At 56.3% G+C, this 24,719-nt stretch carries 13 protein-coding genes; 5 read left to right on the top strand and 8 right to left on the bottom strand.

Annotation, left to right across the window (positions count from 1 at the left end):
• Positions 1-8: 8 nt before the first annotated feature.
• The 8 genes from EGT74_RS25210 to EGT74_RS25245 form a co-directional block, all read right to left on the bottom strand.
• Positions 9-1,517, bottom strand: coding sequence for a hypothetical protein (locus EGT74_RS25210; protein WP_123849386.1), 1,509 nt, complete (start codon positions 1,515-1,517; stop codon positions 9-11).
• 19 nt (positions 1,518-1,536) lie between these two features.
• On the bottom strand, positions 1,537-3,057 hold the full coding sequence (locus EGT74_RS25215) for a hypothetical protein (protein WP_123849387.1): 1,521 nt from the start codon (positions 3,055-3,057) through the stop codon (positions 1,537-1,539).
• A 21-nt stretch (positions 3,058-3,078) separates the two neighbouring features.
• Complete coding sequence (locus EGT74_RS25220) at positions 3,079-6,507, bottom strand: hypothetical protein (RefSeq protein ID WP_123849388.1); 3,429 nt, start codon at positions 6,505-6,507, stop codon at positions 3,079-3,081.
• Positions 6,508-6,513: 6 nt separating this feature from the next.
• The gene (locus tag EGT74_RS25225) at positions 6,514-6,948 is read right to left on the bottom strand and encodes a hypothetical protein (RefSeq protein WP_123849389.1); all 435 of its coding nucleotides are present in this window, start codon (positions 6,946-6,948) and stop codon (positions 6,514-6,516) included.
• Positions 6,949-6,983: 35 nt separating this feature from the next.
• Positions 6,984-7,319 (bottom strand): hypothetical protein, encoded by a 336-nt coding sequence (locus EGT74_RS25230; RefSeq protein WP_123849390.1) that lies wholly within the window; start codon positions 7,317-7,319, stop codon positions 6,984-6,986.
• Positions 7,320-7,426: 107 nt separating this feature from the next.
• The gene (locus EGT74_RS25235; protein WP_123849391.1) at positions 7,427-8,077 is read right to left on the bottom strand and encodes a response regulator transcription factor; all 651 of its coding nucleotides are present in this window, start codon (positions 8,075-8,077) and stop codon (positions 7,427-7,429) included.
• A 286-nt stretch (positions 8,078-8,363) separates the two neighbouring features.
• A complete protein-coding gene (locus EGT74_RS25240; protein WP_123849392.1) occupies positions 8,364-11,258 on the bottom strand; it encodes a polysaccharide lyase family 8 super-sandwich domain-containing protein in 2,895 nt (964 codons plus the stop codon).
• A 121-nt stretch (positions 11,259-11,379) separates the two neighbouring features.
• The gene (locus EGT74_RS25245; protein WP_158618296.1) at positions 11,380-15,336 is read right to left on the bottom strand and encodes a hybrid sensor histidine kinase/response regulator transcription factor; all 3,957 of its coding nucleotides are present in this window, start codon (positions 15,334-15,336) and stop codon (positions 11,380-11,382) included.
• Positions 15,337-15,672: 336 nt separating this feature from the next.
• Between EGT74_RS25245 and EGT74_RS25250 the strand changes: the two genes are divergently transcribed.
• From EGT74_RS25250 to EGT74_RS25270, 5 genes are all read left to right on the top strand, one after another.
• The gene (locus EGT74_RS25250) at positions 15,673-18,777 is read left to right on the top strand and encodes a SusC/RagA family TonB-linked outer membrane protein (protein WP_123849394.1); all 3,105 of its coding nucleotides are present in this window, start codon (positions 15,673-15,675) and stop codon (positions 18,775-18,777) included.
• 78 nt (positions 18,778-18,855) lie between these two features.
• Positions 18,856-20,883 (top strand): RagB/SusD family nutrient uptake outer membrane protein, encoded by a 2,028-nt coding sequence (locus tag EGT74_RS25255; RefSeq protein WP_123849395.1) that lies wholly within the window; start codon positions 18,856-18,858, stop codon positions 20,881-20,883.
• Between the two features lie 37 nt (positions 20,884-20,920).
• Entirely contained in the window at positions 20,921-21,841 is a 921-nt protein-coding gene (locus EGT74_RS25260; protein WP_123849396.1) for a DUF5017 domain-containing protein, read from the top strand.
• Between the two features lie 2 nt (positions 21,842-21,843).
• Entirely contained in the window at positions 21,844-23,076 is a 1,233-nt protein-coding gene (locus EGT74_RS25265) for a glycoside hydrolase family 88 protein (RefSeq protein WP_123849397.1), read from the top strand.
• Between the two features lie 132 nt (positions 23,077-23,208).
• Entirely contained in the window at positions 23,209-24,339 is a 1,131-nt protein-coding gene (locus EGT74_RS25270) for a cellulase family glycosylhydrolase (protein ID WP_123849398.1), read from the top strand.
• Positions 24,340-24,719 lie beyond the last annotated feature (380 nt).

The following is a 24,719-nucleotide window of genomic DNA, read 5'->3' on the forward strand; positions in this document are numbered from 1 at the left end:
TGATGGAATTAGTTCTGCGTGTTCACATACCCGAGGAAAAAAAGCAAACCGAGTATCAGTTTGTCTTCCTCCTCGTTATGAAAAAAGGCGCTCAGGCCCGCAAAGTATTGGTACATCTGGGTGGTGTTGTCGTAAGAATCTTCTATCTGCTGGCTCACTTCGGTTACACTGTTGACGACCGCCTGGCCGGCGAGCGCAGTGTTTAACAATCCGGCTGCCGTGTTCATACATTTGGCCCTGCGCGTTGCCAGCACGGACATTGGTGACTGCTGTGCATGCAGCGGCAGGGTGGGATAGGTAGTAGTTGATTTGATCACGTTGAGGTACGGCATGTTGAGGTTCATTACCAGGTTGGCGGTTCCCTTACCTTCAAATACACACGGCAGCGTACTGCAACTGTAGAGATAGTTGAACGTAGCGATGGTCAGCCCGCCCATATTGATCACCAGGATATGATTGTTCGCGTTCGGAAGCGCATTGATCGCCTGCTGGAGCGTTGGCGCAGTATAGGCCAGTACCGACACGCGTTGCGGGATCTGGTTACCGTTGATGTAGCCGTTCAGGGCGGCCATATTGTCTGCGTTGCCGCTGAGAAAAGATGCAAGGTTCTGATATGGGCCGGGACTGATGGTGGCGGCTACCAGGATGATGGCGGACCGCCGCAACCGCTGAACGTTGGAGGTTTGCTGCCTGTCCGCCACGGCGCAGATAAGGTTGAGCAGTACGCTCTCCGGCCGGATGCTGGGATCAGCTTCCACAAAACCGGGAAAATCTGCATTGTCGCCGATACCATATACCGGCAATAAATTCACGTTGGCGTTATGGCCGGTGGTAACGGCCAGTACATCCTGGTAAGGCTGCTGTTTACCGGGGAATGTACTGTTCAGGTCAATGAGGTCCTGATGCGTCAGTTGCGGTGCGGGGAGGAAGTAGCCGCGCTTCCGGTAGGTGATATTCCCCAAAGCCTGCTGCTGCTCCAGTACCGGCCAGGTATTCCGTAAGGAACTTTTCCGTTGCACGGCATTTTGTTTGCTCCATTCAAACGGTTGCAGTTTCAGGAAGAACGTTACGTTCACCTTGTCCGCCAGGTTGACGCTGTCGTTATCATAACCGCCGGTGAATCCGAAACCGAGTTCGGGGAAGTTGTTGGGATTGGTTTCAAAGAATTCGAGCGTGTAAAAGGTCAACGTGGCGTTGTTGATGACGACGGGCGCATTGGTGGCCGGGTTAAAGCCCGGGATGAGCCGTTTGAGCTTGTTGCCCGTGTTATCGTCGGAATCGTCGTAAATCACCTGTACGGTTTGCTGAAAGCCGAGCGATATCAGGCGGTACAGCATGTTTACCGATGTGGCCTGGTGCCCCACGCCGCTCACCGCCGGCACAAACAGGCGGATAATCGCGTTTTCCTGCTGGTCGGAAAGGAAGTTGCGGATAAGGGTGAGCTTTTGCTGGAATCCTCCGGCAAAAACGTCGTTCACGTTCGTGAGTAGTTGTTTTATGAATTGAATAAAAGGCATCGTCGGGATTTAGGATTGTTCAGCTATCCGCATACTCGAGTATGCAGAACAGCCCGGCCAGTAGTTTGTCGTTTTGCTGGTTGCTGAAGAAGGATTTCATTAACAGGAAATTGAAAGACGTAAATGTAAACGGCGTCACCGCGGTGTTGATGAAACGCCCCAGTACGCCGGAAGGCAGGAAGTCCGGTCCCAGTTGCGGATCGTTGAGGATACCTTCCCACATCCGCTGGGTGTAGCCCAGTACGTCAGAATGATTATTGCAGAAGTTGGAAAACGGTGTGACGTTCTGCTGCGGAGGCGGCAACCGGTAAATGTTGACGGTCTGGTTCGACTGAAGATGAAAAAACGGTGTGCCCAGGTTCAGCACAAGGCTGGCGGTAGACATGCCTTCGAGCACATTCAGCAGGGTGGTGCGGCTGAACACATAGTCGAACACCACTTTCGGCTCCCGCCTGATCGCGGCCACGATCACATCATAACTGCCGCTGGTGGCAAAGAGCGTAATGTTCCGCCCGATGCAGTTGTCGTCCGTATCAAGCAGCAGCACTCTCTTGAATGCGGTCAGATAGCCGTTGGTGGACAGGTATTCATAGCGCTTCGGCAATGTTCTGCCGTCCAGCCGCGTACCGGACGGATTGAACAACGAGCCCTGCAGCAGCAGGCGCAACCGGTTGTAATCGCCGGGGTCGGTACCGGCCAGCATGGGAATGATGGTAGGTTTCGTCAACCCCAATGCCTTGTTCCGGAAAATGATGCCGCAGATCACGTTGAAGAATATATCCGGGAAGCGGGCCAATGGCCTGCCGGGGGAAAAATAAATGGGCATCATTTCGGCGATACCCCTGTCCAGCAGATCATCGATGGCCCTGATGCAGCCTTCCTGCCTGGGATACAATTGTTTGAAAAGCAGCCAGTCGTTGGTGGTCAGCGCCGGAGGAGGAACATAATACGCCTTCCTGGTAATATCCACTCCGTTGGGGAAGTTCAGGGTGACGGGCATATCCGGCCCGCCGACGTACATCACGTTGGTGCCCTGGGCAAGCTGTGCGCCGCTCCATAGATACGGCTGCAGGCAGCAGAAATTCGAGGTTTGCAGCTTGGTGCAGATGGCGGCCGAATTGCCGTCCCAGCCGCCGGTAATGCCCAGCCTTACCACCGTGGTAGGATTGAAGCCCGCCTGTTCGGAAAAGTACACATTCGCATTGCCGATCTGGAAAACGGTGGGCGGCGTATCGGGCAGCCCCAGGATCAATATCTGCAGTTTTCTCCATGCAACGCCCGGCCCGTCAGGGTCCTGGTCTACCCAGATGATGCGCAGGTTCAACGCGCCCATGCTGATCAGGCGGTACATGATCATAATGGTGCTGGTCTGGTTCCCGAAATTACTGGTGGCTGGCACCCATATGCGAATCTCCTCGTTCGCGGTGTTCAGTTTTTGCAGGAACGTGTTCAGCCTCAGCATGGAGGCATCGAAGTTCACCGTGGAAGCGCTTGCGCTCCCCTGCGATAACGTTTCCAGTGTTTTTTTACCGCCGCACATAATGTTTGTTTTAAGACCGCTTTATTTGGCAGCATAAGCCGCATACCATCCCAAGCTCTCGGGTGGCGCCTGGTCGTCGGGATTGCCGAACAGGAAAAAGCCGATGTTGGCATTGGATGGAAACGACAGGCTCAGCAGCTTCAATACGATTTTGTTGATCCGCATGAGGTATTGCATGTTACCGGGACTACTGCCCGTGGCGAGGCTGAGGGTAATGGTGCCGATGTCTAGCTTCAGTACGCCCTGCAAACTGAAAGATGGGGCCTGCGGGTTGACGCCGGGGAGTTTCATGGCGGCGGAAGCGCCGGTGGCACCTGCTTTCCAGCCGGCCATGAAAGTGGTGTTGAACCCTGCCGCACTGGCGAGCGCGCCGGGTGTGCCCATGTTCAGCGAAAACAATAATCCGTACCAGTCGTCGCTGATGCCCTGCTGTTGTTGCAGCGTGGGCAACAGCACATTCAGATAGCCCTGCTTGTCGGGCGTATTGTCTTTATTCCCCGTGGCCATGCCCGTCAGCTGCAGCGGGAAGTGCCGGTACAGGCTGTCGTTGCGCGCCGAGCTCTGCCCGATGTCGAACGCGATCTGCCCCACATCGAATGTGTAGGTTTGCGTGGTAGGCGTGTCCAGCGGGAAACTCAGGTGCAGGTACATGTTGGAAAATGAAATACCCCGGTTGTTGGGCGTTTCGCCGGGCTCGTTGCCGAACGACAATAAATCAAATCCCTGTAGTTCGAAGAAGTTGAGGTATCCCCAGAAAGAGAATACCGCCTCCACGTTCTGCGCGCCCTGCTGCGGACTGGAAGTGCTGAAACTGGATTTTAGTATTTCCACATCCTGCACAACGGTGCTGTTCAGGTAAAGCAGATGGTCACCGCCGGCGTTGAAGGTGTAGGACGGAATGCCGTCGTGGTTTTCATACGCGCCCTGCAATACCAGCAGGTTCTGGCGATTGTCGCTGTTCACCACCTCACCGAACAGCCGGTTCACCGTCAGCGCAATGTAACTGTTGAAGTTGCGGATCTTGGAATTGGTAAAAGCGATTTTGAGGAGTAGCACCACAAAGGAATATTCCACCGACTGGTTGATGGCCACCTGTTGCTCGTAGACGGTAACATTGCTGCCCAGTGCGGCGAACACCGCGTCTTTATAATCGATGAGCCCGAACAGCGAGCTGGTGGGGAGCATGGACAATACGCCGCCGTCGTTCTGTACCACGTTCATGTCTATGCCGAAGTGATGCGCCTTGAAACGGGCGAGGTCGATACCGGCCAGCAGGCCCTGTAAATCCGGCGGGAACTCCTGCAGGTCGATGTCCACACCCAGCGATATCACACCCTGCCACATCGGGTCGGTGGCGATGGAGTAGAATTTATAGTAGTCTTCATCGTGGTTGATAACATACTGGTCGATGCCGTCCTGTATGTATTGCTGCAGCCACATGCCGAGGTTGGGGATGCCGTTGTCTGCCGTGTTGTTGAACTCCTCCGGCATGGTCCACAGCTGCGGATTTTGCACGTTGTCGAGCAGCGTGCCGCTGCGGAATTTGAAGATGATCACGTTGTTGTACTGCCCGAAAGTGTTTTTGTCCGGCACACGGAGAATGAACGGCCAGCCTTCGATGTACATCTCGTTCTCGAATTCTCCCAGCACCGGTACGCCATCCTTGATGGGGTTATAGGAAATGACGAGGAACAGCTGGTTCGACTGGAAAGCCGTTTGCAGCACTACGGGCAGGTTCTTAAAGGCCATACGGTACACGGGAGACAGCTGCCCGTCGTTTTCCAGGAACTGGTTGCTGGCGAGTTGCAGCAGGGTCCAGGCGCCGGTGTTTTGATCGATCTCGATATAGAAACCCTGCGGACTGGTGGACGGAATGATGTTTTGATCGTTTTTTCGCTCTATTTTTCTCAATTGCGCCTGCGCGGCTACACCGATGGCGGATTTCCGGGCAGGACTGAGAATTTGCGCCTCAAACGCGCCTGCTTCGGTAGCCGCCGCTTCGTTGCTGTAAGCCGCCAGCGGAAAACATACGGCAGGCGAGGAGTTGGAAAGAATACCCGCATCCGGCGTCAGGTACCCCAGCAATTGTTTATCCGATGCAAATACATCCTGCCCCGCAGCGAACAGCGCTGCGCCCTGCGGTTGGGCGTGGTAAACCACGGCCGCATTGGTGGTGTTGCCCTGCACGATGCCCGCCCACGCCGTGAGGTAGGTTTCATCCAGCAGCGGCCGCACCTGCGCACCGCCGGCGGTATTGCCGGCAGGCGTCACCGGGAATTGCAGCGCGTAGGCCGCATGGCCGGGGTAGAAACAGATGAAATCGCCGGTACTGCCGCTGACCTGCGGTGTGAAGCTGATGGACTCTGTACCTGCAAGGCCACAGAGCAGACGCATTTGCCCGGCGCTGTCGCGGTAATCGGCATACGCCGCATCAATGGCAAGGGTGTACTGCCCGGCGGGCGACATGTACCACACAGCCCCCGGCACCGTGGTGGTCCTTTGTGTGAATACGAGCAGCGCGCTGCCGGCGGTGGGGAAGTTGGCGCTGCCGTTGATGGTTTCCATCAACACGAAAGGTTGCAGCATCAGCGGGTAGCCGTAGTCGGTCGTAAAAAAGGCGGGCAGGATGGTGGGGCGTTGCTGTTGTGTGCCGGTGTTCAGCGTTTGCCCGGTGAGCGCCAGGTAAGTGACCGTAGTGTTCAGCAGATCAGGCGGGTAAATACTGGCCTGGCAAAGAACGAGGTCGTTGAGGTTGCCGTTGGGGAACAGCGGGTAATTCTGCATGGCCAGCTGCAACTTCTTTTTGTCCGGGTAGAAGTATTTGATGGCGGTATCGAAGGCCGTGAAATCGGTGGCGCTGTTCAGCCCGATCACAAAACGCATGCAGCCCATGCCGGGGCCGGTGAAGGGAATGTCTAACGGTGGCGGCTGCACTTTTGTATTGGAGTTGATCTGGTCTGCCCGCAGCGCAATCGCCTGCGCCTGGTCGGGGCCGCTGAGCTGGAAGCGGTTGTTGGTATCGTCGATCCTGATATTGACGTTCTGGTTATTGATGAACAGGGAAGCATAATTACCCCCGAAATGGAAATTGAATTGCCGCAACACCGAAAACCCGCCGCCCTGTTGCAGGAGAAATAGCCCGGCCACATTGCTGTCGCCGAGCGCGTTGTCGGGCTGCAACAGCCAGAGTATGGCATTGGTGGGCGGGAAGGGTTGTGTGATGCCGGCCATGTAGGCCCACACGTTTTGCACCAGCGCATCCGCCGTGATGGTGGGGCCGGCAGCTGCAAAGAGATAGAACCCTTTCAGGGCGGCCGTTTCGGCCAGTGTGAGCGAAGGGTTGGCGCTGGTGTTTTGGGCCAGTACAAAAGCGCCCCAGCCGTTGTCTGCTGGAATCAGGTACAATGATGCATTGCCGGAAGATGCATTGCTGAAGGCAAACGTACTCATGGCAGATCAGGGATTTATGGCTCGTACATACCAGGCCGTTAGTGCGCCCTGGAATGTGAACCGGGTGTTGTTCGCTTCTACCGAATAGAGGAAGTTACCGGTAAGCGTGCTGGCTCCGCCAGACGCTTCCAGGTTTAAAGTGATATAGCCGTTTGAATAGCTGTTGCCCAGTTTTACGTTGAACTGGTAACTGTTATTGGTGGCGGTTAACGTGCAAACGCCCACGGGTTGCGTAGCGAGCAGCAGCACGCAGGTCACAACGGTACCCGTGCTGTCCAGTGCAAAACCCACCAGCAGGTCGCCCAGCTGGCGGTTTTTGCATTGGCCGGGCTGCATGAATGCCCGGGGAAAACAGGTCGTGTCATTCACTGCTCGTTTGCCCGTTTGCGCATGCGTGAGCACCGCCGGTAACAGACACAGCAGGAGCAGCGCTGTTTTCATGAAAAATGTCCGGTTACGATCTGCCTGTACCGGTCTTAATTGGACCAGCTGGCGATCTGTGCATTAAAAGGAGTTTTGTTTTTCCCGTCCTGGTCGGTAGCCTCGCCCTCACAGGTAACCTGCCCGGTCTCGAACCCGAAGGCCGCACGGAAGCTGATCGTCTGGATGAACACAACCTGGTTGCCGCGTTTGAATTCGATGTTGTTCGCAGTGGGTTGTACAGGAGATAAAGTGATTTGTCCCAACAGGCCGGAAGGATTGTTGAAACTGATCTGGGCTACCTGCATGCCGCCATTCAGGGATACTACGGTGTTGGTGGTCACGCTGTTGACGAGGTTTGCCGACTGCGTGTAGGGGTACTGTGTTGCCATGTGTAATAGGATTTGAAGGATCAATTGAGCGTTCTAAATTAATGCAGCAACAGACAGAAGGAAATGGTAAATCTACGATGAGAGCTGCGTAATATTACGTGGTATGTTTACAGGGAACAAATGTGGTGCCTGATCGCGTAGATGACCATGCCGGCGGTGCCTTTGACATTCATCTTTTCCATGATGCGCAGCCGGTACGCTTCCACGGTTCTGCTGCTCAATCGCAGCCGCGCCGCGATTTCCTTGGCGCTCAGATCTTCACAGGTGAGCCGGATGATCGCCGTTTCCTTTTCGCTGAACGCGATGGTTTGCGGCCCCAGCAAACCCTGCGCCGCCAGCTGTAGCAGTTTGCCGGAAACGGCACGGCTGTAATACGGCTGCTTGTTATGCACCGTGCGGATGGCCTCCAGTATCTCAGCCAGCGGCGCCGTTTTGATCAGGTAACCCTGGATGCCGGCCCTCAGCATGGCCACAGCATGATCGACTTCTTCCTGCAGCGATAGCACGATGATATTCACCGCGGGGAAAGACGACTGTACATATTCGACCAGCGTATGGCCGTTGTGGAACGGGAGCGTTGCGTCTGCCAGTAAAATGTCTGGATGAGATGCCTGCAACAGGGAAGGGAGCTCGTGGCCGCCGGACGTTGCGCCCGCCACATCTATCCCGGGCTCGCCCGCCAGCATCTGAACAAGGCCTTCCCGGAAAATGTCCTGGCTATCCGCAATCACCAGCTTAATAGGGGGATAACTTTTCATATCGCAGTTCCGGGTATTTTCATAAGGACCACAGGAGTAACCGGAAAATAGGGTGGCAGGTCTTTCCTGCGGGTAACACCGGGTACTTCATTACAAAAAAGGGAAAGTCAGCAATATACGAACTATCGTTCACATTCGCCGCCTGCCGGGACGGCCGGCGCAGGAATGAACAGGGGCATGGGCGTACCTCCGCGCTGCAGCGGGTTTGACGGCGCGCGCAACATAAAAAAAACAGGCCCGGGAAAGGGCCTGTTCATTTTTTGACACGGTTTGTTACAGGGTATGGTTATAGTTTGATCACTTTTTTTGTTGCCTTCCCTTGCGCTCCGCTGAGTTGTAAAATGTACACGCCGCTTTTTACAGCCTGGAGGTTGATCTCGAACTGCCGTTTACCGTCGAGGGTTTCGGCCCGGATGATTTTACCGGTGGCATCCCTGAGCTCGGCTTTGTGATAGACGGATGCCGTTTCCACGCGGATGAACGCGCTGGCGGGATTGGGGAATACGCGGACCCCATCTTCCACCACGGTTTCCTGCGTGGGCATTTTTGAAAGAAGACCGGAGTCTGTCGTGACCTGGAGCGCCGGGCGCTGCTCCACGGTGCCGCTTTCACGGGAACTGAAAGAAGCGTCCGTTGTGCTGCCGGTAGCATTGGCAACGATCTTCAGCGTCAGGAACCCGTCGCCCTGCTGCTGCGCGAGCGCCACATTGGTGACATCCCACTCCACGTAATTGCCCACGCCCGCACCGTTGGTGGTATCCACGTTGGAGGTGACGATCGGCATGTTGTTGAAGTTGATGCCTGTTTCGGTCCAGCTGTTGTTACTCACGTATTGCGCAATCCACGGTACGTTGGCCACGCCGGTGTTGGCGTAATTCACGTACAGCCGCAGTTTCACCTGGCTGGTAAGAGCCGGGAGCGCGGATACGTCGAACTTGAAAAACACCTCCCGGTTATAGCCGGTGCCGTCTTTTTTGATGACGAGCGAAGTGGCCGTGCCGTAATTGTTGGCGGCATAGGTGCCGTTGCGAACGTATGCGTCCGCCACGGCGGGAACGGGGCTGGCGGAATAAACGGGTGTGGACAGGTTCACGGTAAACGCCGCACTGGAGCCTGCATAATTGCCGGAAGGCATGGTACAGGAAAGATGGCGGGTTTGCGGGATGTTGGGCAGTGTGAGGTATACGTTCACCGGCGCGGACGACTGCGCCGGGTCTGCCACCGACACCTGCACGTTCGTGCTGCCTACCTGTTTCAGCATCAGCACGCAGGCACGGTCTACGGTCACCGAAACGGAATCGGTGGCGAAGGTGCCCGCCTGGTAAAATACGATCTGCCAGATATTGAGCCCCTTGTGCCGCACGGCCTGTACGTTGGCGTTGTTCTGTTCGATGCGGATGGCGGTAGTGTCGTACTGCGGCATGTTCGCGCCAGGGATCACATAATAGGCATAGCTGCCGCCGGTGGGCTGCGTGCCGTGATTGAACCAGAGCTGGAACACGTTCATGGTCTGTGTGGTGGTGGTGCCGCCGTTGTTGATGCTCTTCCAGGTACCGCTCTGCGCCACGGTGCTCAACTGCACGTTGCCGCCGGCCGGGAAATAATAACCGACGCCGTTATGCGATATCCATTTGAGGGTGTTGTTGTAGCTGTAAGTGCCGGCGGATACATTGCTTTGTGTGCCGTTGTCAAGCACCGTTACCGTGCCGTTGAGCAGGCACTGGTTCACCGTGGTGTTGATGGGCTGCGTGGCGGTGGAGGTAATGTTCGCGCCGAGGCAAACCACCTCATTGTCAAAGAAGAACCACGCCTTCCGCGCCTGCGTATTGTAATCGTTGAACGCAAGGGCGGTGGCGCCGTACAGGGAATCGGTCACCCCACCGGAGAAGGCGGCGGTGCCGTAGTTGCCGCCCCAGGCCGCACGCAGCGGAAACGTAGTGATATAAGGCACCGTGGTGCCAGGTATACGGCTCCAGTCCCACACCGGCTGGATGTTGTAATATTCGTTGCCATTGATAGCGATGTTGGTGGCGCCTTCGGACAGGTAATACCCTTTCAGGTTCTCGCCGTTCCCGTTTTCGGATTTGGACGTACGGGGCGACACATTCCGGAGCCCGAAGAAATACCCCGGCCGGTGATGCACCGTATAATCGGAATGCCAGTACTGGGTATGCGTGGGCGTGATCATGTACGACGGCGGCTGTGTGCCCTGGATGCGGGCTATCGCCTGGTCGTACGCCGTTATATACGCGGTGTCGAGCTGTTTGAGTTTGCCGAGCTGGCTGTTCACCCCGCTTTGCGAAAGGTTGTTGACCCGGCTGATGCTGCGCCCGTTCACGCTGAAGTCGATGTACTTTCCCCGCATCGATTGCAGGTAGCCGTTACGCACGAAGTTGCTGAAAAGGGAGAGTTTGGTGCCGGACAGGGCGTAGGACGTTTGGCGCAGGTAATGCGCTACTTTGATCTCGCCGCCGACCAGTACGGAGCCATACCCGAACACGTACAGTTGCGGGCCGTGCTGCTGGTACGACAGGTCGTACTGTATGCCCTCGGCCGTCGTGTAGGAAATGGGCTGGAAGGCCTCTGTTACGCCGGTCTGCATCAGGGTGGTGTCGGCCGTGAGGCAGGCGCGGTAGATGAAGTGGGTGGCCACATCGAGTTTGTTGGCGCCGGTCTGGGCGGCGGGGTTGCCCCGGTTCATTTGCGACAGCAGGTTGCTGCGCAGGGTAGCGGGCAGCGTTTGCGGCGTGTTGTACAGCAGTATCATGATCTCGCCCAGCATCTGCGGGTTGGAGATCTGGTTATGATACCAGTTCCAGCTCTGCGGGTCGGCCGTGTCCCAGTACCCCAGGGCGCTGACGATGGCGTTAAACACGGTGGTGCTCTGGTAATGGGTGCTGCCGGAGTGGCAATAGGCCAGGGCGAAGTTCTTGACCCGGATAACGTGCTGATCGGCCGTATAGGTGGTGGAACTGTAAGCGTAACTGATGTCGGGCCAGGACCCGTTGGTTTGCAGGGTGGCCAGGGTGGATGTTACGCCGTTGTCGAGGGTGGTGACGCCGGGCGCGCTGGCCAGTAAATCGGCCTTGACGCGGTCCATGATCGTGGTGAATTCTGTTTGTGCCTTTAACGGGCCGGTGCTCAGGACTAAGAACACAAAAAAGAGTAACGAGTTCTTCATAACTGATGATTTTGGTGGAAGAAAAGCGCGTGGAACATACAACACCGTGTCATTACAAATCTAACTGACCTATACGGGCAGCAGGGGAGAATATCCTAAATAAATGGGGGGATTTTTATAATTATGGCTCGCCGGCGAACTCGGACGGGGTTTTGCCGAACTGTTTCTTGAACTCCCGGCTGAAATACTTCCGGTCGTTATACCCCACCATATACGCCACCTCGTATACGGTATGGCGCCGTGTACGGATGAGCTCGGCGGCTTTTTTCAGGCGGAGCGACTTTACAAAATCGTTGACCGACATATCGGTCACGGCTTTCAGCTTTTTATAAAGCACGGGCTGGCTCATGGCCACCTTCCGGGAAAGCATGTCTACCCCGAATTCCGGGTCGTCCATATGCTCGTCCACCAGCTGCATCACCTTTTCGAGGAAAGCGCTGTCGAGGGTATTGGGCACGGCATCGGCCACCACGGGCGGCTCGGTGGTCTGCAGCTGCCGGCTGAACTTCTCCCGCATCTTTTCGCGGGACGCCAGCAGGTTGCGCACGTTCAGTTCCAGCACGCGGGTGCTGAAGGGTTTGGTGAGGTAAAGGTCGGCCCCGGTTTCCAGGCCGCTCACCTGGTCTGACTGGGAGCTTTTGGCCGTGAGCAGGATGACGGGGATATGGCTGGTGCGCTCGTCGGTTTTGAGGGCATGGCACAGTTGCAGGCCGTCCATTTCGGGCATCATCACGTCGCTGATCACCAGGTCGGGGATTTGTTCGGCGGCCAATGCCAGCCCGGCAGCGCCGTTCTCGCTTTCGAGCACCTCGTACTGCCGGTTGAACGTTTCCCGCACCAGCTCGCGCAGTTCGGGATTGTCTTCGATGATATGGATGGTGAACCGGTTACCGCCGGGTGCGGTTACCGGGGCGGCGGCAACGGTCGCCGTCATCACGTCCGTTTCACCGGCTGTAGCAGCGCGGCGAACGGGTGCAGCGCCCACCACATGCGGCGTACCGGCAAAATGCTGCCGGCCCTCGGCCAGCGTAACGGTAAAACAGGTCCGGCCTTCTTTTCCTGCTTCCGGCGGATCGCTTTCGGCCGACAAGCTGCCGTGATGCAGTTCGACAATGTTGCGCGACAATGCCAGCCCGATGCCGTAGCCGGTATTCTGCAGGCCGTGATCCGCTACCTGGAAGAAGTTGGTGAACAGTTTCGGCAGGTATTCCGGCGCAATGCCCCGCCCGTTATCGGTGACGGTAACAATATAGGAGCCCTTCCCGCGCGCCACGTGCATGCTCACGCGCCCGCCGTCCGGCGTGAATTTGATGGCGTTGCTCAACAGGTTGAAGAATACCTTGTCGAGCTGCTCCCGGTCGAAATACAACAGGGCCTGCGCCATATCATGACTGAACGAAATTTTGATCTGCCGGCTGAGGCTCAGCTCCCGGAAGTTTTCGCAGATGCCGGCGAGGAAGGGGATGAGGTCCTGTTCTTCCACGTGCAGCACCAGGTGGCTGGTTTCCGCTTTCCGGAAATCCATCAGTTCGCTCACCAGCCGCAACAGGCGGTTGGCGTTGTTGCGCACCTGTCCGAGCGGCTGCTGCAGCTGGTCGCCAGTGGGCAGCATGCTGATCATCTTTTCCACCGGCGCCATCAGCAGGGTAAGGTGGGTGCGTATCTCGTGCGACACGTTCGTGAAGAAGTTGAGCTTCACCTGATGGAGGTCTTCCTCTTTCTTCAACAGTGCCTGCAAAAAGAAATAACGGGTGACGAAAAAGAAAATGCCGGCCGCAAGCAGGGCATAAATACAATAAGCCCACCACGTACGCCAGAAAGGCGGCAATATGGTGATCTCCATGCGCACGGGCTCGCTCCATACCCCGTCGTTATTGGCGCCCTTCACCCAGAAAGTATAACTGCCGGCGGCGAGGTTGGTATAAGTGACGGCCGGTGTGGTGGTCTCTATCCAGTCGCGGTCGACGCCTTCGAGTTGATAGGCATAACGGTTTTTGTTGCTCCGGATGTAATTCAATAAAGCGAACTCGAGCGTGAACACTTCCTGGTTGGGACGGAAACGGAGTGAAGGCGTGAAGCCGATATCCTGCCGCAGCAACCGCTCCTCACCGCCGATGCCCACCGGTTTGTTGAAGAGGCGCAGGCCGGTGAATACCATGGGCGCGGAGTAAGTATTGGCGGCGATCTTTTCCGGGAAAAAACTGGTGATGCCGTTGAATCCGCCGAAGAAAAACTCTCCCCGGCTGTCTTTCAGCAGCGCATTATAGTTGAAGTCGTTGCCGGCGATGCCGTCGCTGGTGGTGTAAGTCTGGAATTTTTTGGTGGCGGGGTCGAACTTCACCAGGCCGTTATCGGTACTGATCCAGAGGTGCTGCTGCCGGTCTTCGAGTATGCCGATGACGTTGCTGTTGGGCAGCCCGTCTTTTTCGGTGTATAGCGCCGTTTGCTGCAGGTTCTTGTCGAAGCAGGCCATGCCGCCGTAATACAGCCCCACCCAGTAATTGCCGCGGCTGTCCGTCGTCACGGAATTGATATAACCGCCCCGCAGCTGCCGGAGCTGGTTGTTTTCATACACGAACAGGCCTTCGGAAGTGCCGATGAGGATGCGCCGCCGGCTGTCTTCCATCAGGCTCCGGACGTAAGGGGGCAAGGCCTTCAGGTTCGTATCCGGGATAGGGATGAGCTCGTTGCCCTGCCGCCGCGTCACGAAAAGCCCGGAATTGCAGCCTACCCAGAAGCGGTTTCCGGAATCCTCCAGCAGGCTGGTGACCTCCAGCGTCAGTGTGCCGGGGTCGTTCTGGTTGAAGAAAAACTGTTTGAAGGTGCCGCCCGGCTGCAGGAGGTTCAGCCCGCCACCGTGCGTGCCCGCCCATATGTTGCGGTCTTTGTCTTCATACACCATTTTCACCAGGTTGGAACCGATGCTGCCGGGCCTGCCTGCTTCATGCCGGTATACCCGGAAAGTGTTGGTGCTGCGGTTATAATAATTGAGGCCGCCGCCTTCGGTGCCTATCCACAGGTTATGATGCTCGTCTTCCAGCATCCCGCTCACCACGTTGTTGCTGAGGCCGGGCTGCGGCGGATGGCTCTGGATGGTGCTGAAGGCGGTGCCGGAAGAGTGTATCATGTTCACGCCGCCGAAATAGGTGCCGATCCAGACGGATCCGTTGTTGTCTTGAAAAAGGGCGTGGATGGAATTCTGGCTGAGGCTCTTTTTGTTGCCGGGATTATGCTGGTAGTTGGCGCCGCTGAAGCTGGCCGGGTCTATCACGCTCAGGCCTTCCTGCGTACCGATCCACATTTTGCCGGCCTTGTCGGTAATGATACGGCGGACGTTGGGGTTGACGGGTTTCGGGCCGGCAAGCGCGCTGAAGGTTTGCCGGATGGGATCATACAGGCTGATGCCGTTGGTTTGTGTGCCCAGCCACAGGCGGCCCTGCCGGTCTTCCGCGATGGCGGTGATGTAACCGGACGTAAGGCCGTCGCCCTGCCGGAAACTTTCGAAACTGAACTGCCCGTTTTGTTCGGTAAGGCGGTTGAGGCCGGTGGTGGTGCCCACCCAGATGGCGCCCCGGCTGTCTTCGAATACGCAGCGGATACTGTTGCCGGCCAATGTGCTGCTGTCGGCCTCCCGCATGAAATGCCGGAAGCCGCTGCCGGTTTTAAGGAAGAGCCCATAATAAGTGCCTATCCAGAGGCGGCCTTTTCTGTCTTCATATATAAAGGTGACGCCCGGCTGTACGTTGGCCTGGCGCAGGCTGATCCGTTCAAAAGCATCTTTTTCTGGCAGGTAGCGGGCCAGCCCGCGGGTACTGCCGATCCAGAGGTTGCCTTTGCTGTCGGGTAAAATATAAAGCACCTGGTGCTCGGGGATGGAGGTGCTGTCGTTCCGTTCGTTGCGGTAAATCCGGAATCGCTGTCCGTCGTACCGGTTCAGCCCGTACCGCGTGCCGAACCACATAAACCCCCGTTTATCCTGCGCAATCGAAAGCACCGAGTTATGTGACAGCCCGTTTTCGATCGTCAGGTGGTTAAAAGCAATGCTTTGCCCCCCGGCCCGTTGAAAAGCCAGCAACATGCATATCCAGATAAACACCCGCCGTGGAAAAAACATGGCCCCAATATAAGCATTAGATAAGAATGTGCGGCGCGGAGGAGGGGGAATTTTCCAATTATTATTTTCCCATGATGTTGAAAATCAGTCTATTAAACGGTGGTTTATAAAATTCACCCCAATCATTTATAATTATCACCCCCTGTTCTTCCCCCCGATCCTAATATTTGTGAACATGTGATTTGAAATTCCACCTATTCCACCAAAATCATTGTTATGCGTTTGAAAATTGATGTTGAAAATTCCCGTTATGCCTTAAAGTATTTTTTGGGGACAATTTGGGTGCTACTCTTTCCTTTAATGCTTTCGGCCCAGCAAAAAGCGGTGACGGGAACCGTCAAAGACGAAAGCGGACAACCATTACAGGGCGTCACCGTGACGGTAAAAAACGGTAAGGCCGGCGCCAGTACCGACGCCGCCGGCAAATTTTCCCTCCAGGCCACCCCGGGCGCCATCCTCGTATTTACCTTCATCGGGTTTGAAAGAGTGGAGACGACCGTGAACGATCGCGCCGCATATAACGTGGTGCTGAAAGAAAAAGCGGGCCAACTCAGCGACGTGGTGGTGGTAGGCTACGCCACCCAGAAACGGAAAGACCTGACCGGCGCCGTGGGCAGCGTGAACATGAAGGACTTCGAGAAGGCGCCGGTGAAGTCGTTCGACGAAGCCCTGGCCGGCCGTGTGGCGGGTGTGGCCGTAGCGAGCAACGACGGGCAGCCGGGCTCCATCGCCAACATCGTGATCCGCGGGGCGGGCTCCATTACACAGGATAACTCGCCGCTTTACGTGATCGACGGGTTTCCCACGGAAGCTTCCAACGCCAACGCCATCAGCCCGGCAGACATCGAAAGCATCGACGTGCTGAAAGACGCCTCCGCCACCGCCATTTACGGCGCCCGCGGTTCCAACGGGGTTATCCTCATCACCACCAAAAAAGGCAAAACAGGGCCGCCGCAGGTCACCTACAACGGGTATTACGGCTGGCAGCAGGTGCCGGAAAAGGTGGAACTGATGAGCCCGTATGAATTCGTGCGGTACGTAGGGGAAATCAACCCCGGCATCCGCGATTCCATCTACCTGGCCAAAGGCATCAAGCTGGAGGATTATAAAAACGTACAGGGCACGGACTTCCAGGACTACATTTACCAGACCGGCCAGAACCAGAACCACGACATTTCCGTGAGAGGCGGCAACGACAAAACACGGTACTCCCTCTCCGGCAACTTCAACAACCAGAAAGGCATCATCATCAACGGTGGCTTCAAACGCTACCAGGGCCGTTTTACGCTCGACCAGACGGTGAACAGCAAACTGAAGGTGGGCATCAACGTAAACTATGCGTATAACGAGTCGTACGGCATCCCGGTATCGGCCACCAACTTCTACGCCTCCGCCACCACGCTGTATTCCGTATGGGGCGCCAGGCCTACCACCAGCCTGTCAGGCCGCGACAGCGCGGTGAGCCTCGTGGACGAGTTTTATGATCCCACCAACGAGCTGGCCAACAACCAGGACTATCGCGTGAACCCGTTGCAGAACATCCGCAACCAGATCACCATTAATAAAAGGAATACCCTGCTGGCTAACGCCTATGCGGAGTACGCCCTTTCAAAATCGTTGTCGCTGCGCATATCCGGCGGTATCAACACCCTGAGCAACGAAACCAATATTTTCAACAACTCCAGGACCCAGTCCGGCAGCAAATGGAGCTCCAGCGGCGTGAACGGCGCGATCTGGAACCAGCCTTCTTCGATCTGGCGGAGCGAGAACATGCTCACCTACCGGAAGCAGTTTTCCAAAAAACACAACTTCACCGCGCTGGGCGTGTTTGAAGCGCAGGGGGCAAGAAACGCCGACCGCCGCCTCACCGCCACGCAGATCCCCAACGAAGAACTGGGCCTCGATGCGATAGACCAGGCGCCGGCCGCGAACACTTCGCTTACCTCCTGGAGCAGCCGCTGGACGATGGCCTCCCTGCTGGCGCGCGTGAATTACGATTACATGGGTAAATACCTGGTGACGGCTTCCATCCGTGCGGACGGCTCCTCCAAATTCGCGCCCGGCAACAAATGGGGGTATTTCCCCTCTGCGTCAGTAGCCTGGCGTTTCAGCAGCGAGCAGTTCATGAAAGACCTGAAGTTCGTGTCGGACGCCAAACTGCGCGTAGGGTACGGTTCTTCCGGCAATAACCGGGTGGGGGACTTCGCCTACATGTCGCAGCTGCAGTTTACCAACCTGCATTACTGGTATTCCGCCGGCAATGCGCCCACCACCCTGGGCGGTGTGATCACTTCTTCCGGCAACAACAACCTGCGCTGGGAAACCAACGATCAGACCAACCTCGGCCTCGACCTGGCTTTCCTCAAGAACCGCCTCACCCTCACGGTGGATGCATACCAGCGTACCACGCGCGACCTGCTGCTCAGTGCCGCGCTGCCGTACATGCAGGGCGTTGAAAGCTCCACCGGCGTGAAAAACGTAGGCAGGCTCGAAAACAAGGGGCTGGAATTCACCGTTACCGGCGTGATCGTCGATAACCGGCAGTTCAGCTGGAACAGCAACTTCAACATCAGCTTCAACCGCAATAAAATACTGGCGTTAACAGAAGGGCAGAATTCCATTCTCAGCGGATCCGGCACTTTCTTTAACACCACTTACTCCGGCCTGTTCCCGTACATTTCCGTGATCGGGCGTCCGTTGGGTGAGATGTACGGCCTTGTGTTCGACGGCGTGTACCAGTTCTCCGACTTCGACGTGATGCCCAACGGCACCTACCAGCTGAAGCCGGACGTTACTACGAACGGTTCCGCCCGTAACGCCGTGCGCCCGGGTGATATCAAATACAAAGACCTGAACGGCGACCTCCAGGTGAACAACCAGGACTACACCATCATCGGCAGCGGCCTGCCCAAACACACCGGCGGTTTCAGCAACGATTTCCGCTACCGCAATTTCGATCTGAATATATTATTGCAATGGTCGTACGGCAACGACATCATCAATGCCAACCGTTATGTGTTCGAAGGCGGCATCGTCAACAACCCGAACCTGAACCAGTTCGCCAGCTACGCCAACCGCTGGACGCCCGACAATCCCAGCAACTCCATGTTCCGCGCAGGCGGGATGGGTAATGCGGCGTATTCTTCCCGTGTGGTGGAAGACGGCTCGTACCTGAAGCTGCGCACGGTATCGCTGGGGTATAACGTAACGAAGGAATTGCTGCGCCGCGCCAGGATACAGAACATGCGCGTATATGCATCCGCGCAGAACCTGTATACCTGGACGAATTACTCCGGCAAGGATCCCGAGGTGAGCGGCCGTCATACCAACCTCACACCCGGTTTCGACTACGCCGTGTACCCGCACTCCCTGAGTTATGTAGTGGGCCTGAATGTAACTTTCTGATCAACGCAACATCCACGACGGTAAACCGGGTATCACACCGGGTTCCGTCCGACATTGAACATTAAAATCATTACCGGAATGAAACGAATTTGCATCATAGCGTGTTTGGCAATGGCAGGGCTGACTTCCTGTAAAAAATTCCTCGACACCAAACAGACCGATTTTTATAGCCCGGATGCTTATTATAAAACCGAAGCACAGTTGCAGCAGGCCCTGAACGGGGTGTATGGCGACCTGATGCGGCCTGAGCTGTATGCACAGGTGATGGGCTTCAACTTTGTGTCCGGCACCGACGAGCTGCTCTCCAACCGTGGCGCCGACGGCGACGCCCGCGGCCTGCGGTATAATTACGACGCATCCCTCGTGCATGTGGCCGGCATCTGGCGCTATTGTTACGTAGGCATCGGCAACCTCAACTCGCTGCTGGAGAATATCGACAAAGCCAGCGTGGACGAAGCCCGCCGCAACATCATCAAAGGGCAGGCCCTGTTCCTGCGCGGCTATTTTTATTTCCTGCTCACCAGCAACTACGGCGATGTGCCGCTGGTGCTGCGCTCACTGGCGATCAACGAAGTGAACATGCCCGCCACGCCGCAGAAAGGCGTGTACGAGCAGATCGTGAAAGACATGAAAGAAGCGGAAACGCTCCTGGCCGGGCATACCTCCAGCAAACTCGGGTATAACGACGTGGTGACGCAAACCGCCGTGCAGGCCGTACTGGCGAGAGTGTACCTCTACTGGGCCGGTTATCCGCAAAACGATATGACGAAGTATGCGGACGTGATCACGTACACCGACAAGGTGATCAATTCCGGCCTGCATGCCCTCCATCCCGATTACCGGCAGGTGTTCATCAACCTCAGCCAGGATCTGTACGACGTGAAAGAAAATATCTGGGAGATCGGCTCCGCCGGCGCAGCTGCGGGTGTGGTCAACAAATCCGGGAACGACATCGGCAACTTCGTGGGTATCCAGTCCGGCCTCGTGGCTACGGATCCTACGTCTTATTCCGCCGCCGCCTGGGTATGGCCCACGCGCAAACTGTTCGAAACCTACGAGGCCGACGCGTCCAACACCGCCACACCATTTAAGTCGTCGCCTGATGTGCGCCGCGACTGGAACTGCGCCAACTTTATCTATGGCGGCACGCCGCGCGCCAAACAGGCGCGTGTGAACGTATGGCAGCTGAGCGCCGGCAAGTTCAGGCGGGAGTATTGCCCGCAGTCCATCCGAAATACCAACGGGGTAGGTGGTACTTACAACATCAACTGGCCGGTGATCCGTTATTCCGATGTGCTGCTGATGCGTGCCGAAGCGGAGAATTTTGTGAACGGGCCCGGTAACGCCTATACGTATATCAACCAGGTGAGGAAAAGAGCATACGGTATCCAGAATGGCAACGTGGTGAAGTCCGTTACCGTGGTGAACCAGGGTACCGGTTATACGGTAGCGCCCGTGGTGACGATTACGGGAGGAGGTGGCGCAGGCGCTACTGCCACCGCGGTGATCGCCGGCGGTAAAGTGACCGGCATCTACCTGAGCAGCCCCGGCGCGCTCACGGCCGGCTCTTATTATTCTTCCGCGCCCACCGTGGTGATCGGCACCGCATGGTCTGCCGGTACCGCCTATACGGCCAACCAGCAGATCGCCAACGGCGGTAATCTTTATACCGTGACTACCGCAGGTACCGCTACCAGCACGCCGCCCACGCATACATCGGGCGCTTCCAGCGCGGCGGTAACCGGCGCGGTATTTACTTACGCGGGTACAGTTGCAACGGCCACCGCCGCTATCACGACCGGTACGGAAGCCGACCTGCCGGCCGGCTTCAGCCGCGAAGCCTTCCAGCTGGCCATCCGCGACGAAAGGATGCGGGAGCTGTGTTTTGAAGCGCTCCGCAAAGCGGACCTTATCCGCTGGGGCAATTTTGTGGGCGACATGCAGACGTTCGCCGCCTGGGCCGCCGCCAACGGCGCAGGGCTGGCCAGCGGCAACGCCAACGGTTTGCAGGGCCTGCAGAACATCAGCGCAAGGCACGTGCTGCTGCCCAAACCGACGTATGAACTGAACCTTAACCGCGACCTGGTGCAAAACCCGGGATGGTAATCGTGCAAGCATTCAATCATCCCTTAAAACAGCACACATGAAAAAACACATCATCATTATAACGGCAGGCCTGGGCATGATGGCCGCATCCTGCAGCAAAAACATGGAGGTGGACAACCCCACCTTTTCGGTGAGCCTCGACCGGTCCAAACTCGTGGCAGATACGTTTACCTACAAACTGGGCGATACCACCCGCTTCCTCTTTGCGGGGAATGCGGGCAACATCGCCTTTTATTCCGGCGAAAACGGGAAGAAGTACGCCAACCGCCAGGTATCGTGGACGCTGGGGACGCTGGAACTGTCGTTTGATTCCAAAGCAGAATTCGGCACCCAGACCAACACCTTACAGGTACTGGCCACCAACAAACTGACGGCTTTCGATTCCGCGTCGGTGGTGGGGGCCGCGTGGACCGACATCACGGCCAAAGCCAGACTCGCCACCAGCGCCACCGTGGTGTCTTCCGGGGCGATCAGCCTGAACGGGCTGATGGCCAATGAAAAAGATTCGCTCTTCATCGCTTTCAAATACACCGGCGTAACGGGCAGCACCCAGCGTACGTGGACGATCACGAACTTCTTCGTGCGGAATACGGTAGACGGAATGGCTTACACCGCCGCCTCGCTGGCCAACGACGCATCGTACTGGACGCGTTACGGCAATGTATGGACGCCCGCAGCAGCCCGCTGGACGGCCACGGCAAGCGATCTTAAAATCACGGGTGGCGGGGCAACCGCGCCTTCCAACACCAGCTGGATCATCAGCAAGCCCATGTACGCCGGCCGCCTGGCGCCCGATGTGAGCGTGGGCATCAAGAGCATCAACGAACCCGCAAAAACGGAATACGCCTACAAGTATGCCGCACCCGGCGTATATAAAGCTACTTTTGTGGCCTTTAACCACACGCTCGATGAAGAAAAGAGCACCACGCACGAATTAATCATTAAAGTGATACCATAAATATGAGAACTGTATTGTATTCCATTGTGCTGGTTAGCCTGCTGGCTTTTACGGCAGACAGGAAAGACGAGGGATTTGTCAACAGCAATTTTTCTTTCGTGCAGCAGCAGCTGAAGTTCATGCTGAAGGAAACGGAAACGCGGAACAAGCTCGCTTTCCCGCGCACCACCGATGCCTCCGGCAAAATGACCACGACGAACATGTACGACTGGACGCCCGGTTTTTTCCCCGGCAGCCTCTGGTATGCGTATGAGTACAGCAAAGACCCTGCGCTGCAGCAGGAAGCCGTGGCCTGGACGGAGAAGCTGGAGCCGCTGAAGGATTTTACCCAACACCACGACCTCGGTTTTATGGTGTATTGCAGCTACGGGAACGCTTACCGCCTCACCGGCAACAAAGCGTACCGCGACATCCTGATCCAGAGCGCCCGCTCCCTGAGCACGCGTTTCAGCCCTGTGACCGGCAGCATCAAATCGTGGAACCAGTTTAAATCCTGGCACGGCGACAAGCGGTATTATTACCCGGTGATCATCGACAACATGATGAACCTGGAGCTGCTGTTTTTCGCGGCCCGCGAAACCGGCGACACCAGCTTCCGCCACATCGCGGTGACCCATGCGGCCACGGCCATGAAGAACCAGATCCGGAAAGATTACAGTTCTTATCATGTGGTGTGTTACGATTCGCTGACCGGTAAAGTGGAAGGCCGCGAAACCGCGCAGGGGTATGCGGACAATTCCACCTGGGCGAGGGGACAGGCATGGGGCATCTATGGTTTTACCATGGTGTACCGCGAAACGAAAGATCCCCGCTTCCTCAAAACGGCGGAGGGCATGGCAGACTTTTTCCTCGATCATAAAAACCTGCCGGCGGATAAAGTGCCGTACTGGGACTTTAATGCCGGTGAAAAAGGGTACGAGCCCGGCGTGAATTCCAACGCCCTGAAAGTGACCACCAGATACCGCGACGCTTCCGCCGCCGCCATCACCGCTTCCGCGTTGTTCGAGCTGAGCGGTTATGTAAAAGGCAAAGAACAGAAGTACCGCAAGGCGGCTATCCGGATGCTGCGTACGCTCGGGAGCCCCGCTTACAGGGCGCCGGCCGGCGGTAACGGTAACTTCGTGCTGATGCACAGCGTGGGCAGCATCCCGCATAAAAGCGAGATCGATGTGCCCCTGGTATATGCGGATTATTATTTCGCAGAGGCATTGCAGCGCTACCGCGCTTCGTTATAATACTTTTTGAGTAAGGTACAGGAGTCAAAAAGGGGGAGCGTTCCGGGGGGAACGCTCCTTTTGTTTTGACTTGGATATGCAGGGATATGTTTCTATATTGGATGCGTCCACGCAATCACCTAAACGTAAATTATGTATAAACAATTCCTCGTTGCCTTGTCTGCAGCCGCTCTTTTCAGCTGCGGGCAGCCTCAAACAAAAGAAACGGAAACCGCTCAAACAGGTGTCTGGGACGCCGCCAAAGCCAATGAATGGTACGCAAAACAGGGATGGCTCGTAGGGGCCAACTACATCACCGGCTCGGCCATTAACCAGCTGGAAATGTGGCAGGCCGAAACCTTCGATACCGCCGCCGTCGACCGCGAACTGGGCCTGGCCGCAGGCATCGGTATGAATACCATGCGCGTGTTCCTGCACGACCTGCTGCACCAGCAGGACCCGGAGGGGTACTTCAAACGCATGGAGCAATTCCTGCAGATCGCTGACAAACACAAAATCCGCATCATGTTCGTGCTGTTCGATTCCGTATGGGACCCGAATCCCGTAGCCGGTAAACAGCGCGATCCCAGACCGCATGTGCACAACTCCGGCTGGGTGCAGAGCCCGGGTATCAAAGTGCTTCAGGATAGCACCCAATATCCCCGCCTGGAAAAATACGTAACGGAAACGGTGAAGAAATTCGCCAACGATCCGCGCGTGGTGTGCTGGGATGTATGGAACGAGCCGGATAATCCCAATGTAAGTGCATACGGTCCCGTCGAACTGAAAAACAAAGTGGATTACGTATTGCCGCTGCTGGGCAAGGTATTCGCCTGGGCGCGCGCCGCAGCGCCGGTACAACCGCTGACCAGCGGGGTATGGGCCGGTAACTGGGAAGCCGATTCCACGCTGAAACCCATCGAACGGTTAATGATCGCCGAATCTGACGTGATCTCGTTCCACACGTACGACGACAGCACGGAAGTGGAAAAACGCATCGCGCAGCTGAAACGCTATCAGAAACCGCTCATCTGTACCGAATACATGGCGCGGCCGCGCAACAGCACTTTCGAAAGCATCCTGCCCATCTTTAAAAAACATAAAGTGGCGGCCTATAACTGGGGCTTCATCGAAGGCAAGTCGCAAACCAATTATCCCTGGGATACCTGGACCAAACAGTACACCGCCGAGCCGGAGCTTTGGTTCCATGATATTTTCCGGAAAAACGGGGAACCGTACCGGCAAACGGAAGTCGATTTTATCAGGCAGATCACGAAACAATAAGAAGATGGGCCATCTCAAAGAAGAGATGGCCCATCTTCTTTCTCTGATAATGCGGCGGCAGCGATGGATAAAGTAAATGGAACTATCGAAGTGATCACCAAACTCAAAGAAAGAGACGTCCATTCTCTTTCTCTGATAATGCGGCGGCAGCTATGGATAAAGTAAATGGAACTATCGAAGTGATCACCAACCTAAAAGAAAGAGATGGTCGATTTTCTTTCCTCCGATAATATTGCGGCGTCGATGGATAAAAGTAAATGAGAGCTATCGACTTCATCATCAATATTAGTTGCAGGAAGCAGCGGTCTGAAACAGGGCCGCTGTTTTTTGTTTGAGCACATGGCAAACCTTTGCACAAATAATAATCTAACAATTAAATC

The sequence above is a fragment of the Chitinophaga lutea genome (genome assembly GCF_003813775.1).
Lineage (GTDB): Bacteria > Bacteroidota > Bacteroidia > Chitinophagales > Chitinophagaceae > Chitinophaga > Chitinophaga lutea.